This window comes from Pelolinea submarina (assembly GCF_003966975.1).
Lineage (GTDB): Bacteria > Chloroflexota > Anaerolineae > Anaerolineales > Anaerolineaceae > Pelolinea > Pelolinea submarina.
Genome location: NZ_AP018437.1, coordinates 1,740,727 through 1,757,697, shown reverse-complemented (window position 1 = coordinate 1,757,697; position 16,971 = coordinate 1,740,727). Strand labels below are relative to the sequence as shown.

General features: G+C 50.9%; 15 protein-coding genes. 7 read left to right on the top strand and 8 right to left on the bottom strand.

All coding sequences use genetic code 11. The features are described from left to right. Positions 1-11 precede the first annotated feature (11 nt). The 7 genes from Pelsub_RS07715 (at position 12) to Pelsub_RS07685 (ending at position 6,250) form a co-directional block, all read left to right on the top strand. Entirely contained in the window at positions 12-2,045 is a 2,034-nt protein-coding gene (locus tag Pelsub_RS07715) for a hypothetical protein (protein ID WP_116224301.1), read from the top strand. Positions 2,046-2,079: 34 nt separating this feature from the next. Beyond that, entirely contained in the window at positions 2,080-3,018 is a 939-nt protein-coding gene (locus Pelsub_RS07710; protein ID WP_116224302.1) for a glycosyltransferase family 2 protein, read from the top strand. A gap of 2 nt (positions 3,019-3,020) precedes the next feature. After that, entirely contained in the window at positions 3,021-4,157 is a 1,137-nt protein-coding gene (gene rffA / locus Pelsub_RS07705; protein WP_116224303.1) for a dTDP-4-amino-4,6-dideoxygalactose transaminase, read from the top strand. A gap of 22 nt (positions 4,158-4,179) precedes the next feature. Next, positions 4,180-4,596, top strand: a complete 417-nt coding sequence (locus Pelsub_RS07700) for a hypothetical protein (protein WP_116224304.1) — start codon at positions 4,180-4,182, stop codon at positions 4,594-4,596. Between the two features lie 25 nt (positions 4,597-4,621). Beyond that, complete coding sequence (locus tag Pelsub_RS07695; RefSeq protein ID WP_116224305.1) at positions 4,622-4,822, top strand: hypothetical protein; 201 nt, start codon at positions 4,622-4,624, stop codon at positions 4,820-4,822. A gap of 57 nt (positions 4,823-4,879) precedes the next feature. Continuing rightward, positions 4,880-5,896 carry a carbohydrate kinase family protein gene (locus Pelsub_RS07690; protein ID WP_116224306.1) on the top strand — a complete coding sequence of 339 codons (1,017 nt, stop codon included), beginning with the start codon at positions 4,880-4,882 and terminating at the stop codon, positions 5,894-5,896. A 141-nt stretch (positions 5,897-6,037) separates the two neighbouring features. Continuing rightward, positions 6,038-6,250, top strand: coding sequence for a YtxH domain-containing protein (locus Pelsub_RS07685; RefSeq protein WP_116224307.1), 213 nt, complete (start codon positions 6,038-6,040; stop codon positions 6,248-6,250). Here Pelsub_RS07685 and Pelsub_RS07680 read toward each other — a convergent pair. The 8 genes from Pelsub_RS07680 to argS form a co-directional block, all read right to left on the bottom strand. Further along, a complete protein-coding gene (locus tag Pelsub_RS07680; protein WP_116224308.1) occupies positions 6,243-8,282 on the bottom strand; it encodes an immune inhibitor A domain-containing protein in 2,040 nt (679 codons plus the stop codon). The genes Pelsub_RS07685 and Pelsub_RS07680 overlap by 8 nt on opposite strands. 9 nt (positions 8,283-8,291) lie before the next feature. After that, complete coding sequence (locus Pelsub_RS07675) at positions 8,292-9,740, bottom strand: O-antigen ligase family protein (protein ID WP_116224309.1); 1,449 nt, start codon at positions 9,738-9,740, stop codon at positions 8,292-8,294. Continuing rightward, a complete protein-coding gene (locus Pelsub_RS07670) occupies positions 9,733-10,521 on the bottom strand; it encodes a hypothetical protein (protein WP_116224310.1) in 789 nt (262 codons plus the stop codon). The genes Pelsub_RS07675 and Pelsub_RS07670 overlap by 8 nt, the downstream gene beginning before the upstream one ends. Before the next feature lie 15 nt (positions 10,522-10,536). Continuing rightward, positions 10,537-11,253, bottom strand: coding sequence for a hypothetical protein (locus Pelsub_RS07665; protein ID WP_116224311.1), 717 nt, complete (start codon positions 11,251-11,253; stop codon positions 10,537-10,539). Between the two features lie 73 nt (positions 11,254-11,326). Beyond that, the gene (nadD, locus tag Pelsub_RS07660; RefSeq protein WP_116224312.1) at positions 11,327-11,956 is read right to left on the bottom strand and encodes a nicotinate-nucleotide adenylyltransferase; all 630 of its coding nucleotides are present in this window, start codon (positions 11,954-11,956) and stop codon (positions 11,327-11,329) included. Then, the gene (gene obgE / locus Pelsub_RS07655) at positions 11,944-13,215 is read right to left on the bottom strand and encodes a GTPase ObgE (RefSeq protein ID WP_116224313.1); all 1,272 of its coding nucleotides are present in this window, start codon (positions 13,213-13,215) and stop codon (positions 11,944-11,946) included. The genes nadD and obgE overlap by 13 nt, the downstream gene beginning before the upstream one ends. A gap of 556 nt (positions 13,216-13,771) precedes the next feature. Further along, entirely contained in the window at positions 13,772-15,091 is a 1,320-nt protein-coding gene (locus Pelsub_RS07650) for a cyclic 2,3-diphosphoglycerate synthase (RefSeq protein ID WP_116224314.1), read from the bottom strand. Between the two features lie 25 nt (positions 15,092-15,116). Then, entirely contained in the window at positions 15,117-16,877 is a 1,761-nt protein-coding gene (gene argS / locus Pelsub_RS07645) for an arginine--tRNA ligase (RefSeq protein WP_116224315.1), read from the bottom strand. Between the last annotated feature and the right edge of the window lie 94 nt (positions 16,878-16,971).

Genomic DNA, 16,971 nt, shown 5'->3' with positions numbered 1-16,971 from the left:
AATTGATCCACATGAAAAAAATTATTTCCTTTTTTGCTTCCGAAAAACGGCAGACCTGGTTGGTTTACGCCTGGATGCTGGTTATTTGCTTTCTAAGTTATGGTGTATTGATCCCCGCTCTGGGGTTTTATTGGGACGATTTCCCGATCCTGTTCCTCTATAAAACCTTCGGCGCGAGCGGTTTCCCCGAATTCCTGGCCTCCGACCGGCCTTTCTCAGCCTGGAATTTCATGCTGACCACTTCGCTATTCAAGTTCAACCCGTTGGGTTATCACCTGCTGGCCTTCGCCCTTCGCTACCTGAGCGTAATACTTTTTTACTGGATCTTCCGCACCGTTTGGCCGGAACGGCGAAAAATCGCCGCAGTGGCCGCGGGCATCTTTGCCATTTATCCCGGTTTCCACCAGCAGCCCATCGCCCTGATTTACTGCCATCATTTCAGCGTCTTTGACCTGTTCCTGCTTTCCGTGCTGCTGATGCTGCAAAACGCCAAGCGCGAGAAATTCAACTGGCCCCTGGCGATCGTTTCCTATGTCGGCGCACTGGGCATGTTCTCCATCGAAAATTTCGCCACTTTGGAAATGCTGCGTCCGCTGCTGCTGTGGATCCTGCTCAAGCCGAAATTTAAGGACTTCAAAGCCCTGATCAAAGCTATCCTGAAACTTTGGCTGCCTTATCTGCTCATCTTCGGCGCCTTCATGTTCTGGCGCGTGTTCATTTTTAAGTTTCCCACCTACGAGCCGGACTTGTTGGAAGGCTACCAGTCCAGCCCGACATCCATTCTGGTAACGCTGTTCAGCCGCATCCCCAAAGATTTTTTCACCGTCACCGTCAAAGCCTGGCTGGATTCCTTCCGCATCCCTAAAGTGAGCGATTTCGGCACCTCGGCCACCTACCTGTTCTGGGCGTTGAGCGCGGCCGGCGCGCTGCTGTCCGCGCTGTTCCTGAGCCTACTGGGTAATGACAAGCCTGTTGAAAAAGCCACGCAGAAGAAGCCCCTGTGGGAATGGCTCGTCGTGGGTCTCTTCCTGTATTGCTTGGCCGGTTCCATTGTGTGGGTGTTGGACATGCCCCTGGAAATCGAGTTTGCCTGGGATCGCATGACCCTGGCGTTCATCCCCGGCGTGGCCGTGATAGCCGCTTTAATCTATGCGCTGGTCGATAAATCGCATTTTGCCGCCAACCTGCTGGTCTGCCTACTGATTGGCAGTGCGGTTGGGGCGCACTTCGAGAACGAGATGAGCTACAAGCGCGATTGGGAGGACATGCAAAACCTCTTTTGGCAAATGTCCTGGCGCATGCCCGATCTGGAACCCGGCACCGTGGTGCTGGGCTCGGACATCGGCGTGGATTATTACAGCGATAACTCGCTAACTGCCCCGCTCAACCTGATGTACGCGCCCGACAGCCGGAGTTATGACCTGAATTATGTATTCTATTATTCCGACGTACGCCTGGGCAGTTGGCTGTCCGCGCTCGAACCGGGCGTGGCCATCCACCAGCCCTACCGCTCCTTCGATTTCAACGGCAGCACCGACCGGGTTGTCGCCGTCAAATACGATCCGCCCGCCTGTTTGCAGGTCATGGATCGCACCTACGCCAATTCCATCGCGCTGCCCAACCTTTCGGAAACGCAAGTGAGTGAACTCAAGTTGACCGACCTTTCGCTGATCAAATCCGAGCCTGCCCACCAGCCCCTTACGGACATCTTCACCAATCAGCCGCAAAAAGACTGGTGTTATTACTTTGAGACAGCCGACCTGGCACGCCAAAACGGCGATTACGATCAAGCCGTTGCACTGGGTGAAGAAGCCATCGCGCAAGGTTATGCGCCGCGCGCGGCCTCCGAATGGCTGCCTTTCCTGGAGAGCAATATCCGTCTGGAAAATTGGGAAAGAACGGAATATATCGCCGACCAGCTCCTTTCCGCTGAAGGCAACTACGAGAATGGGCTATGCAACACCCTCAAGCGGCTTTCCCGCCAGGATGACGTCCCTTCTGCTGATAAACTAGTAGAATATATGCAGGAATACAATTGTCCATAAAAAGACAGCAAAGACAAGAATAGAAAGCGCACCCATGAAGGAAAATCTTTCAGTTGTCATACCCGTATATAACAGCGAAAAGACGCTGACGGAGCTGACCCAACGCATTGATGCAGCCTTGAAAGAACGCTGTGACCGGTATGAGATCATTCTGGTTAACGATGGCAGCCGGGACGCCAGTTGGAGTACTGTAAAGCAATTGATGCAGGCCAACCCGGCCATCCGGGGCATCAACCTGATGCGCAATTACGGCCAGCACAATGCCCTGTTGTGCGGCATCCGCGCCGCCCGATATGAGATCACCGTCACCATGGATGACGACTTGCAGCATCTGCCAGAGGAAATCGGCAAGCTGCTGGATAAATTAGCCGAGGGTTACGACGTGGTCTACGGCATCCCCGAAAAACTGGTGCACTCCCTTTGGCGGAACTTATCCTCCAAGCTGTCCAAACGCTTCCTGGCAAGAATTCTGGGACTCAAGCGCTTGAAATACATCAGCGCTTTTCGAGCCTTTAAAACCGACCTGCGCCGTTCGTTTGCCTCGTTTAATGGGCCGAACGTTATTATGGATGCCCTGCTGACATGGGGGACGGATAATTTTGGCACGGTGGAGGTGGTTGAACAGCAGCGTTCTGTTGGCCGCTCCAATTACACCCTGGGCAAGCTGATCAACCTGGGCATGACCGTCCTAACCGGTTTCAGCACCATCCCTTTGAAATTCGCCAGTTTCACTGGCTTCTTCCTGACACTCTTCGGCGTTGGCATCCTGATCTACGCCGTTATTCGTTCGTTGCAGGAAGGCAGCGTACCGGGTTTTCCCTTCCTGGCTTCCATCATCAGTATATTCAGCGGTGCGCAGCTTTTCGCCCTGGGTATCTTTGGGGAATACCTGGGCAGTATCTTTCATCGCTCCATGAATCAACCGGCTTATACTTTGGCTGAAGATAACGAAGACATCACTTCGAAAGGATAATCATGATCCCATTCAACAAACCTTATATCGCACCCAAGGAATTTGACTATATCCGGCAAGCAATCGAAGGAAATCATATCTCCGGGGACGGCCCTTTCACTAAGAAATGCAATCAGTTCCTGGAAAACGCCCTCGGCGTCCGGAAAGCCCTGCTGACCACCAACTGCACGCACGCTCTGGAAATGACGGCGCTGCTGTTAAATCTGGAAGAAGGCGACGAGGTCATCGTACCCTCTTTCACTTTCGTTTCCACCATCAACGCCTTTGTCCTGCGCGGCGCCAAGCCCAAATTTGTGGACATCCGCCCGGATACCCTGAATATCGATGAAAGATTAATTGAAGCAGCCATCAACGAACATACCAAAGCGATTTATGTGGTGCACTATGCCGGAGTAGGCTGTGAAATGGATGCGATAATGGACATCGCCCAAAGGCACAACCTGCAGGTGGTGGAGGATAACGCGCACGGATTTCTAGGTAAATATAAAGGCCGTCTTCTGGGTACTTTTGGCAGCTTGGCAACGCAAAGTTTTCACGAAACCAAGAACTTTTCCTGCGGTGAAGGCGGCGCCATAATTATCAACAATCCCGACATGGTGGAAAGAGCCGAAATTATCCGCGAAAAGGGCACCAACCGCAGCCGCTTCTTCCGCGGGCAGATCGATAAATATAGCTGGGTGGATGTAGGGTCCAGCTACCTGCCCTCAGATATCCTGGCGGGTGTGCTGCTCTCGCATTTTGAAGAAGCCGAATTCATCCAGTCCAAACGCAAACAGTTATGGGACACCTATGCGGCACAACTGGGTGATTGGGCGTTGGAAAACAGCGTCAAATTGCCTTTCATTCCCGATTATTGCGAACAGAGCTATCACATGTTTTACTTGCTGATGCCCGACCTGGAAATACGCCAGCGCTTCATTCAGTACCTGAAAGAACGCGATATCTTGGCCGTTTTCCATTACGTACCCCTGCATACTGCCGACATGGGCCAATACTTCGGCTATCAAGCCGGCGACCTGCCGGTTACTGAAGAATACAGTGACAGGTTGGTGCGTTTACCCTTCTACAATAGCATGAGTGAGGCTGAACAGCAGCAAGTCATTAATATAATTCTAACTTTCAAAGCTCAGGGCCGCTGACACGCTATGTTAGAATGAAGATATGGAAGAGAAAAACAACTATCAATCTCAAATAGAATCCAGCGAACATAGCCGCCAGACTTTTTGGCAGATTTATTTTCCTTTGCTCCTGACCGGTATTGGGGCAGCGGCAATTTTGTTTCTGCTCTTTGGGAAATCAGCCGGAGGTGCAGTCGATCTGCGTATGTGGGCAGACATCGCCGCAATCCTGATCATCCTGCCTCTTTTTGTATTTCTGTTCGCATTAATTGCCCTGACTTTTGTCGGATCAGCCATAACCTATAAAATTTCCACGGCTGCGAAGACAGGTCTGGTGAAAATCAAGCAAACAAGCGTACGGCTTACGCATGGCGTTGAGTCCATTTCCAAAGGCATTCACAGAACATGGGAAGAAGTTGATGTGCTGTACGCGTCATTATTAAACAGATATTTTAAATAGATAATTTTTCACATAAAAGGTGGATATGAGCAACCAAAATAATAAACTCACGACCTATGTTCTGGGAGGTGTCATTGGTGCCGCCCTGGGTGTCGTGGCCGCTATCCTGATCGATCGTTCCGCGGAATTGAATGGTGATGAGGTCCGCTTTACCGGGAAGAAAGCCGGTAAGACTGCCATGGGGATCATTCAAGTGCTCTGGTCTCTGATCGAAAAAGGCGTCTGAGTTCTTCTTTTTCGACATTCCGATTTTTAACGTAGATAAACAACCTGATTGCACTTCATGAGAATTCCATTATCAGTTAACACCCTGATTTGCGGTAAACTGGCGCAGGAAACCATCATTAATGTAAATAAGGAAATTTTTATTGAAAAACCGGGCGGTAATTTACTCTATACTGCCTACAGTCACCGTCTTTGGAAAGAAGCTGCCGGTTTAGCGGCAAAAGTAGGGGAAAATTACAGCGAAGATTGGATTACGGACATCCAAGCTCACCATTTCAATACTTTTGCAGTCAAACGCTTGCCGACAGAAATGGATATACGCGCCTTCTATAGCTTTACAGGCGAAGACGAATACCGCACGGACAATCCTCAAAAGTATTTCTTTGACCTGGGATTGCCTTTCCCCAAATCCTTGTTGGGATACACGCCCAACCCGCAACAATTGGATAACCGCAGGAGTGGCACAACGTATTCTCTGCGGCCGGAAGACATTCCGGATGAATTGATGGACTGCCAATTCCTGTATATGGCCCCGCTGGATTATTTATCGCACAGTCTGATTCCCCCGCTCTTCCGTGCAAAAAATGTCAGTACTGTCATCCTCAACCCGGCTGAAGGTTATATGCAAGCCTCTTTTTGGTTTGATGTTCCGGCCGTGTTTCAAGGAGCGACTGCGATAATCACCACAATTAACCGTGCCAGCAAACTTTTCCTTGGGCGCGATCGTGGTGTCTGGGAAATGGCAGAGGTAATGAGTACTTTCGGAATCGAGATAGTCGTCATCACCGCTGGAAAAGATGGCCAATATTTATACGAACGAGACAGCCATAAGAAATACCACATCCCGGCCTATCCCGCCAAAGTTGTGGACACCGTTGGCGCCTGCGATGCTTTCGGGGGCGGATTCCTGGCAGGGTACAGCCAATATTTCGATCCGCTGCGCGCCGCACTGATGGGTAATATTTCAGCCAGCATCAAAATTGAAGGCAGCACCCCGCAATATCTGCTGTATGCCATGCCTGAGCTGGCACAAGCCCGTTTGGAAAATCTGCGAGGCCGCGTGGAAGAATGTTAAATCCCCGCCCATATCAATTCAACTTTTCCAAAGTTGGATTTGTATAAAGGAAAGTAAATTAACCCGGAGGAGCTGCTCGATTAATCTCCACCGGAGATTCTTCAGTTACAATTGGATAAGAAAATTGCGAGAGGATAATCTATGAATAAAACCATCAAATTTGTTGCAGGTGCCGCTCTTGGTGCCCTGACCGGGGCTGTTGTCGCAACACTGCTCTCGCCCGGCAGTGGAGATGAAACCAAGATGGCGTTTTCCGAACGTCTTCAATATCTGCGCAACCAGCTTCAGGAAGCTGCCAGGCAGAAACGTGTGGAAATGACCGCGGAGTTGGAAGAGTACAAACGCGCTAATTAAGCGGCGTGATTTTCAAGCGATATGCAGCCGGGGTACGCGTATGACGGGTCAGGCCGCTGATGACCAGGATGCCATCCTGCTGAGCATTCAAGTCAGCGACTTCAATCACCTGTGACAACCCGGCTGAAGTAATCCACTTTTCCACGCTCTCATCCCCTCCCGTTTGCAGCCAGGCCAGCGCGTAAGCTTGCGGAAGCTGGTTGCTGATACGGACAAATCCGGAAGGAGTCCATCCACCCTCATCTGCCTCAAAATCGGTATCATATCCCAACGAGCTGATACGGATATCATCAATCAACAAACCCTCGCCGTTGACGGCCGCATCCGTGATGTATTCAAATTGAAGCGTAACCTTTTTTCCAGCGAATTCGGATAAATCAACTTCTTCGTTCACCCAGCCTTGGCTGGCGCCGTTCAGCCCGCAACCGTAACTCGCTCCGGTGGGATTCTCTGTCGTACAGCTGCTGGTGTTCAGGATTTTCCAGGTTTCTCCGTCGGTTGAAGCGGTCACATAAGCGTAATCGTAATCGTTTTCAATGTCATACCAGGCCCAATAACTCATCAGAATCGGCCCTGCTGTAACTTCGCTGAAATCGAAATCATGGCTGAGCGTCATGTGCGATTCATCTCCGCTGTTCGACCAGAAATAATACTCGCCCGAATGCGGGTCGGCCGGAAGCAAATCAACTGTCTCTAATCCCTCGACTTCCACCGTGTAATCCTCGTCGCAATTAACACTGATGTAATCCGTTCCATACTGGCTGACAGTGCGCTCGTTCCAACTGCCGTCGCATTCCAGCTCTTCACTGGCGTAAAAAACCGGGGCTTGGGTGTAATCCCCATAACCATAAATTCCGTTCTGCAAATCAGTATTTTGCAGGTAATTCGCGATAGTCCAATTCTGAAAAACCCGGTCGGCCGGCCGGCCTGAAACGGAGGCATCCGCTTCATAAGACTGCATTTTCGCCTCCAGCACTTCATCGATACTGACCAGTCCATTCATGGGGTTCTGCACGATTGCGCTGGTTGTTTGGCTGCCAAATTGCGACAGCAAATATCGCGTAAAAAGGAATGATGCGCCATAATGCGGCGAGGCGTCTCCCTGATCATCACCGGGCCAAAAGTTCAACTGCAAATCCGGGTCGAAAGAGAAAAATATATCAAATCCGCCCACATCAAAACCGTTCAAGTCCGCGGCCAATTCGGAGAATCCCTCATTCAGCCAGGAGGTTTCGTTGCGGTCCTGGTTCCAATGGATCATGTGCTGGAATTCATGTGCCAGTACGCCATAGGTGTAAGAGCTGCCTAAATCGGTGTAATCCGCAGAGAGATAGAACATTTCAGCTGCGTTGGAAAATGGAGACACTTCCGGTGTCAGTGAATCGGAACCGGAAAAATAACCGGCAGCTCCGCCCAATTTGTGCGCATAAATGATCACTAAATGGTCATCATTATCCACCCCCGGCGTCCACTCGCTGCCAAAATATTTTCGATCGGTTGGATAGATCTGATTTTCGAAAACATCCGCCAATTTAGCCACATCTTCCTGATCGACTTCAACACCATCTTCTACCCAAAAATAGAGGTGAGGCGTTTGGTATTCCAAAGTGGCATTGATTAGCCGATAGTCGTTCTCGTCCACGTCCAGAATCCAAAAAGGCTGCTTGCTTCCATTGGCCTTGATTACAGCCGGTTCCTTCAAATTTACACGCGGATTGCTGACACCGCTGAAACGAACCGCCAGGTCCAGCGGATCATTTTCTGGTACGGCTACCGCTTCCAGGGTATTCAGGGTGATCTGGCCTTCGGTGATGATTAAGTCGTTCACGCTGGTCGGTTCCACAGTAACAGTCTGTACAGCTTTTTCTTCAGTGGCAAAAGCGCTCGTCCCTGGCACTTCAGGTGTGGTGCCTGTATCCTGGCTGCTGAAATATCGGTAGCTTAGGCCCAGGAATGCCAGGCAAATTAGTGCCAACCCGATGATTAATATCCCCAGGAAAACAGTCTGTGCTCGATTTTTCGGATTTTCCATAATGAGTCTCTATGTTCGTTCTGACGCAGGTTCACCCTCCGGTAGGACCTGCGTGACTGCCAAACCCAGCGATACCCACCAATAAGGCATGGCGAATGAATCGATGCTGAAACCCTCCAACAACAAAGCCGCCAGGACAAAACAGCCCATCCAGCCAAACACACTGATAGAACTGCATTTATTGCGGATCTTACGCAACAGCGTAGGCAGCAGAGAAACCAGCCAACCGATGAACAGCGAAAAACCTACCAACCCGGTTTCAGCCAGCAGCCGCAGCCACAGGCTTTTTATGTTTAGCAGGATAGTTGTGCGGTTGAGCAGATTTTCCACCTCAACCAATGACCAACCATAAGCCGGTAAATATTTGGGGAAATAATACCCCGCGTTTCCCAGCCCGACGCCCAGGAAAGGATAAGCATTAAAGATGTTCCATCCCGTCAACCAGTAAATCACTCGGTCACCGAATTTCAATTCGTTGAAGAAGCGCAGCAATGCGTCATCCTGGTTGAAACTGAAGCTAAAAAGGCTGGCCATGCGCGGGTCGATGCGTGAGAAGGCAAAAACCACCGCGAAAATTACCAGTAGATAGAACAAAATCAACAACCCCGATATTGCCCTGCGTCCAAGATGGAGGCTTCTTCCCTTTCGATTAATCAAGGTTTCCAGCCAGCTGACCACGCGTCCCTGCAGTACCATTGCCACCAGCAGCAGCACCAGGATAAATGCGGCCACACCCACGCGGGATAAGGTCAACAGAAGAATACCCATTCCTCCTAAAAGCAGGAGGTTTTCAAAGCTGAATTTCCACAGGCGGAAACGATGAAAGGAAATTCTCTTGTAGGTGCAAGCCAGCCACAAAGGCAGGTAGAGCATGTTTAGCTGGTGCGCCAGCCAGGAGGGTTCAAGGGCAAAAGCGTTCACCCGCTGCCGGTACAACACACGCGCCGATAACATACCTTGAAAATCAAACATCCACTGCGGGTAGTGATTGAAACCGTACCAGAAAAAAGCCTGCAGCAGCGCCCAGGCTACCAGCACCAAACCGCTCCAATTCAACACCTGAACTGTCAGGCGCGCGTCCTCGCGCGTCTCCAGAAACGAGCTGGCTGTGATGAAAAAGAAGAATCCGATCAACAGTGTCCCCACTGAAGAAATTGCCGGGGCAAACTGGTTGATACCTTTGAAGGCTGGGACGTGATAGAACAGCGAGAGTGCGGTTGCAACCAGCGCAATCAGGCAGAAGAGAAATAACGGCAGGATATGATTGGAGAACGCCCCCCCGCGAACCACACGCGGCAGGAACCAGGTTATTGCCAGGATCACCAGGAAAAGGATGGCAGGACTGGCTACCGAATCCGAACCCAACAGCTTTGCCACCAACGGCATGCTGCTGATGGGCAGTAGGGCAATCATTATTAGCCAGCTAAAACGGCTGATTTTTCGCAGAATGTCACTCATCGGAACGTACAAATTGTTTTCTGGTCAGCAGGGTCAGTCCGATAATGGAGAGCAGCCCGCCGATGAACAACCCGCTGAACACCAATACATTGGTCTGGAAGCGCACCGGAAGCGTGGGTACTGTCACCGGATTGGATAACACCACCGTCAACGCCGAGAATAACCCGCGGCTTTGCGCCAATTCATCCGTGATCAGGCCGCTCACCTGGTTGGTTTTCTCCAGTATTTCATCCAAATTTTCAAGTGAACAGCGTTCCCCGCCCGCTTCCATCAATGTACCGCGTTCCAGGCAAGTGGTCAGGCCGTTCAGTACTTCCTGATAAGCCGCCCCCAGGCGGGCATGTACCAGCGAATCCTGCAGGATTTCATCTGCGGCCGCTTCCCAGGCATGCAGCACCTGATAAGCCAGCTGTGGATCGGCATCTCGATAGCGGATAGCCCAGCGGAATTCCTCACGGTCAAAGATGGCGTCATCGTAGAATTCGTCTTTAGAGAGCGTCAATCCCTCTGCTTCCAAACGCGCCAGCGCAGACGAAATCACCTCTTCGGAAAAGATAATGTCGCCCACTCCACGCATGGCCTGATCCTCTTCAATATCTGACAACGCACCGGTTTGGGTGTAATCAATGGTAATTGTAAAAACCGCATTGGCCTCGTAAACAGGAGCTTTCAACATTGCAGCTCCCCAGCCCAGCAGCCCGCCCACGATCATGCCCGCAACCAGAAAATACCAGCGGGACGCCAGGGTTTCCAACCATTCTAAAAAACTTAGATTCTTCACGTGTATTTAGACTTCCTATTGTGCTTTGAAGTTGATTATCGCCAGGTTCCTGCTGCAATCCGCATAAGTATCGAATACGTAAGCTTCCGAAAGTGCGTTGCCTTGCAGGTCATAAACCTGAATGGTCAGGCTCTGGCTGCTGGCCAGCGACTTATTAGCCAGTTGGATTTCGTATCCACCAGGACCGTAAACATCCGCTTCAGGAATGCCGGTTACAGCGGTCAGGTTGAGTGCGGAACCGCCTAAATTGCCGGTTGCAACCAGTACCAGGTTCAAGACCGGATTCCCATTTGCGTCGAATACCTGGCCGGCTACACCCAACCAGTTGCAGCCCTTGTCCGTATGCACAAAGTTTTTAATATACACCGGCGCTTCCACCTGCAGGGTGTAAGGCAAGGGTGTGGAGGTTTGCGTGGGAGTCAGCGTTTTGGTTGGCGTAGATGTCTTGGTGGGTGTAGATGTTTTGGTCGGTGTTAACGTCTTGGTGGGTGTAAGCGTTTTTGTACGTGTCGGTGTAATGGAAGGCGTCAACGTTTTACTCGGTGTTGCGCTGGCAACAGCCGTTTTTGAAGCAGTGCTGGTTAGCATCGGTACGCCGGTTTGGGTTTCAGTCGGAAGCTCTACAGCAGTGGAAGTAACGGCAGGGCTGGATGTTGGGGTTGGGACGGTGACTAAAATACAACCTGATAATACCAGGCTGAGCAGGATGGCGGCTGAGAGTACTTTTTTCATGAAATCCTCGCGGGTAAACCAATCAATCTTAGCGAAATCAATTTACTTCTACCTGATATTATTTTATGCCAGGTTAAGTCTCTTTCTGATACAAATTTTCAGCTTCGACAATTTTATACACCTCAAAGGGTAGGTAATAGCGGAAAGGTTTTCCGCCGGTCGCCAATGAACGGATTTGGTTTGAGGAAATCTCCAAGAGAGGCGCTTCGATAAATTCCACTTTTTCGGAAAGCCCTGGAAAACGGCTTTCCAATTCCTCCAGGCGGATGACCTCGCCCGGCCGGTGCATCACGCCCAGGTAATCGCAAGCGTCAATGAACTCATCCGGTTTGTGCCAGGCGGGCAGGTCGTGCAGCGAGTCCCCGCCCATCAGGAAGACCAATTCCGCCCCCGGGCGCTGTTCGCGCAGGATGCGCATGGTATCCAGAACATAATGCGGTCCGGGCCGGTCGATATCCACGCGTGAAAACTCGAAGATTTCATCACCGTCGATAGCCGCGCGCACCATTTCTATGCGCAATTCCAAAGAGGAAATCTTCTTGCCCAATTTATGCGGCGGGTTGGGTGCCAATACCCACAAAACCCTATCCAGTTGGAGCTGGTCGTAAGCTTCCATGGCCAGGATCTGATGGCCCACATGCGGCGGGTCAAATGTGCCGCCGAAAATACCCAGCCGCTCAGTCGCGCCTTTCAGTCTTCCCAATTATCACTCCATACCAATTCGTGTTTGCCAATCAGCACGCGATCGCCTTCACGCACTCCGGCTTCCTGCATGGCATCCTCGATGCCCATGGATTCTAGAATGCGGTGGAAACGGCGAACGGATTCAAAATATTCCCAGTAGGTCATGGCTGCCGCGCGTTCAATCGCACCGCCTGTCAAACGCCAGCCTTCCGTGGTGCGCTTCAATTCAAAAGCCGCTTCCCTGGATTCCGGCCGGTAAATCGGCAAACTGGATTCTTCGCTGATTTCCGGAAGTTCAACCAGTTCATGCTGCGCTTTCCATAATATATCGGTTAAGTTCTGGCGGGCCAATGCGGAAATGAAATTGAGCGCAATACCCTTCTCTTTAAAACTCGCCGCAATCGCGTCCACCCGCTCAGCCACATCCGGCATATCGATCTTGTTTATGGCTACAACTTGTGGTTTCTGTCCCAATTCCGGATCAAATAAGGAAAGTTCGGTGTTTATCTGCGCATAATCCGCCAATGGGTCTGCAGAAGCGCCATCCACCAGGTGGATTAGAACCCGGGTCCGTTGGATATGTTTCAGGAATGCGTCTCCCAGTCCCAAGCCGGTATGCGCGCCTTCAATCAAACCGGGTATATCCGCTAACACCAGCACAACGTTATCGTTCAAAACTGCCACACCCAGGTTAGGGACCAGGGTAGTAAATGGATAATCCGCGATCTTGGGCTTGGCATTGGTTACCGCTGCCAGGAAACTGGATTTGCCGGCGTTGGGCATACCAATAATGCCGATATCGGCAATCAGTTTCAATTCCAAGTGCAGACGCTTGCCCTGGCCGGGTTCTCCCTTCTCAGCGATACGGGGAGCCTGCCGGTGCGCGTTGGCAAAGTGCGGGTTGCCGCGCCCGCCGCGCCCGCCCGGGCAGGCAACAAATGAATCGCCTTCCTTTACCAGGTCAAAGAGCACGTCTCCGCTCTCCTGATCGGTTATTAACGTGCCGAGCGGCACTTCGATAATTAAGGCCGGCGCGGACTTACCGGTTTGATCATTCACACCGCCGCGTTTGCCATCTTCGGCCACAAATAAACTGCGATGCCGGAAGGTTTCCAGCGTGTTAATATGTGGATTAACTACAAAGACAATATCACCGCCCCAGCCGCCATCCCCGCCATCGGGGCCGCCGCGGTTAACATACTTTTCTTTGTGGAAGTGGACGATACCATCACCGCCCTTTCCGGACTTTACTTCAATATCAGCTTCATCTACAAACATGCGCTTATTATAAAGCACATGACCTGAATAAAACCTGTATGTGGAAATTGGGAAATATATCCGAACCCACCACTTGAACATCCCATGCTTTACTCTAGGCAAGTGTTCGGTTCTGAACGTCACACAAGAATGTGTGACCTACAAACCCTCTCCAGATATTCGTAGGTCAGGCAAGAATGCCTTATCCACGAATAATTGTCATCGCGAGGAGCTTCCTGTTTTAAGGAAGCGACGCGGCGATCTCAGTTTCTTACTTATATTTTGCCTATCTCTCCCAGTTTTTCTTTTCCGCGTTTTATACAATACTCACAGCTGAGATTGCTTCGCCCGCATTCCGCGGACTCGCAATGACAGTTTTTTTCTATATATCCGTTTGTCATTTTTGTCCGATTTCTTCTTTTAGAAGCTATTGTCCTTATTTTTTTTAAACTTCGGTATAACCTTCCGTCTTCCACCCGCATAGCGGGTGGTTTTTTGTTTCGGCCCTTCGGGCCTCAACCGTTTAAAGGGTTAAAAAAGAGGCCGGTATAAAACCGGCCTCATTGTGCAATCTTGGTTATTTCGCGAATTTCTTCGCCAGCAAATCTTTCAGCGTGGGGGTGCCGATTTCCTGCAACTCATAGCGCACGCGCTGCATGGGTTTATTGACCTTGATGATGCGGGTCAGGTCGATGGGCGTGGCGGAGATCACCATGTCCACATCGGCTTTATTGATGGTCTTTTCCAGGTCGGCCACCATGGCATCACCGTAACCCATAGCGGGCAGAATCGGGCCGGTGCCGGGATATTTGGCGTACGTCGCCGCAATCGAGCCGACCGCGAACGGGCGCGGATCGACAATCTCGGCTGCGCCAAAGCGTCGGGCAGCTACCCAACCGGCGCCGTATTTCATTTCGCCGTGTGTGAGGGTCGGGCCGTCTTCAATTACCAATACACGCTTGCCGTGGATCGCTGAAGGATCGTCCACAAATAGCGGGGATGCCGCTTCGATCACGACTGCTTTGGGGTTGATGCGGCTCAGGTTTTCGCGCACTTTGAGCACGTTCTCCGGTTCGGCCGTGTCCACTTTGTTGATTACAAAGGCGTCGGCCAGGTAAAGGTTGGTTTCACCGGGATGATAACTGACTTCGTGTCCGGGGCGGTGCGGGTCGGCCACGACGATGGAAAAGTCGGGCACATAGAAGGAAAAATCGTTGTTGCCGCCGTCCCATAAGACGATGTCCACTTCCTGCTCGGCCTGTCTGAGGATGTCGGCATAATCCACACCGGCATACACAATCACGCCGTTATCCAGATGCGGTTCGTATTCCTCGCGTTCTTCGATGGTGCATTCATGTTTGTCCAGGTCGGCGTAGGACGCGTAGCGCTGCACGCGCTGTTTGACCAGGTCGCCGTAAGGCATGGGGTGGCGAATGGCGGCCACTTTGTAGCCCATATCAATCAGGATTTTGGACACACGCCGGGTGGTCTGGCTCTTGCCGGATCCGGTGCGCACGGCGCAAACCGAAACAACCGGTTTATTGGATTTGATTTGGGTGGTGTGCGTACCCATCAGCCGGAAATCCGCGCCTGCCCCTAAAACCTGTGATGCTTTGTGCATGACTACTTCATGCGGCACATCACTATATGCGAAAACTACTTGATCGATGTTATGCTGCTTGATCAGTGAATTTAATTCACTCTCCGGATAGATCGGAATCCCTTCCGGATACAGGTCTCCAGCCAACTCCTTGGGATATTTACGCCCTTCGATGTTGGGGATTTGGGTAGCTGTAAAAGCAACGACCTCATATGCTTGATTTCCGCGGAAGAAGGTATTGAAGTTGTGAAAATCTCTTCCGGCGGCTCCCATAATGATTGTTTTAACTCGATCCATGCATTTCTCCTTTTAATATTTTGATTTACATCACATCGGGAACATTGATTCCCAAAATGCTCAGACTATTGGTGATGACTTGTTTTGAAGCGGCCACCATGCGCAGGCGGAAATCGCGTGTTTGTTCATCCGCTGTCAAGACCGGGCAGTTATTGTAGAAATTGCTGAAAACCTTTGAAAGCTCAAAAGCGTAATTCGCAATTAATAACGGCCGCAAATCATGGGCTGCCCGCTGCACTTCCAAGGGGAAGCGCATCAGGTAATCCACCAGCTCCACTTCGTCCTTATTCAAGGTATACCCCACCTGGGTACTCTTGGGTATGGAGAATTGTACCTTTCTCAGTATGCTATTTGCCCTGACTGCCGCGTATTGGATATAAGGAGCAGCCTGCCCGTTCACATCCATAGCCGCGTTCCAGTCAAAGGTAATAATTTTGGTGTTATCGCGTGAAATCAGCGAATATTTGATCGCGCCAATGGCGATATTACGGGCGACCTCGGCTTTGACCGCTTCTGCCAAATCCGGGTTCTTTTCCTGCACAATCACCAACGCGCGTTTCTCGGCTTCGGTGATCAAGTCCTCCAACAGCACCACCGTACCTTCACGCGAAGCAATGGTCACGTTGCCGGGCAAGTTGACGATTTCGTAAGCCAGGTGATAACAATTCTGCGCCCACGCGTAGCCCATCAGCTCCATTAATTTAAAGATTTGCGACATATACAGCGACTGGCGCACATCGATTACGTAAATCGAACGGTCCAGGTGATATTGCTCGAATTTTTTGATGGCTAAAGAAAGGTCCTTGGTGGAATACAACGAGGTGCCGTCGGAACGCAGCACCACCAACACGCGGTATTTTTCCTGAGTGCCTAAAATTTCATCCAGGTCAACAATGACCGCGCCCTCCGGCCGTTCGTCTTTGGCAATGCCCTTGCTGATTAACTCATCGACAATTTCCTTGCCGGAGTCTTCCACTTCGCTCTCGTAATAGATGTGGTCAAAACGGATGCCCAACAGGTCATAAACTTCTTTGAAAGCGTCCATCGACCATTGGCGCGTCTGCTGCCATAACGCCACAATTTCCGGGTCGCGCGCGTCCCAGCGCATAAACAGCGACCGTACCTGTTCTTCCAGGTCCGGGTTTTCGTCCAGGCGCTTGATGGCTTCGGCGTACAAACCGCCCATCCAGCGCGTCATGCCTTCCGTGGGAGGTACTTCCCCGGCGTGGAAATTCATATAATTCCACAGCCACTTGATCACATGTAGGCCGATATCGCCAATGTAATTGGTGCGGATAACGTGATCGCCGGCAAAATCGAGGATTTCGCAAACTGCTGAACCCAGCACCATGTTGCGCAAATGCCCCACATGAAAAGCCTTATGCGTGTTCGGCTGGGAATATTCCACCATTACATTTTTACCGGTTGCTTCGCCCCGCCCAAAATCCTTGCCCTGCTGCAGCACACTGTCTACCACCTGCTTGGCAAAGATTTGTGAATCGAAATACAGGTTAATGTAGCCATTCACGGCTTCAGCTTTTTCAAATTCCGGAGGCAATTGAAGTTTGGCTGTAACCATTTCAGCCAATTCGGTAGCTCTGGTTTTTACGTTGACAGGTTTACCGGCTTTGGCTTCCTTTGAAGCCGTTGCGAAAAGGGAGGTTGCGATTCCCCAATGAGCGCTAAAAGGAATCCAGGTCCATTTCAAGGGTTCATCGGGTAAGCCGGCCTCATTAAGAATTTCAGCGACTTGTGATTTTACGAGGGTTTGTTCTTTTTCAAACATGTCAATTTAATTGTATATCTTTTGAAAACAAAAGCGGGCAGATTACAAATCTCCCGCTTTATTCTTTCAATTTTCAGGTAATTTTTAGTTGACG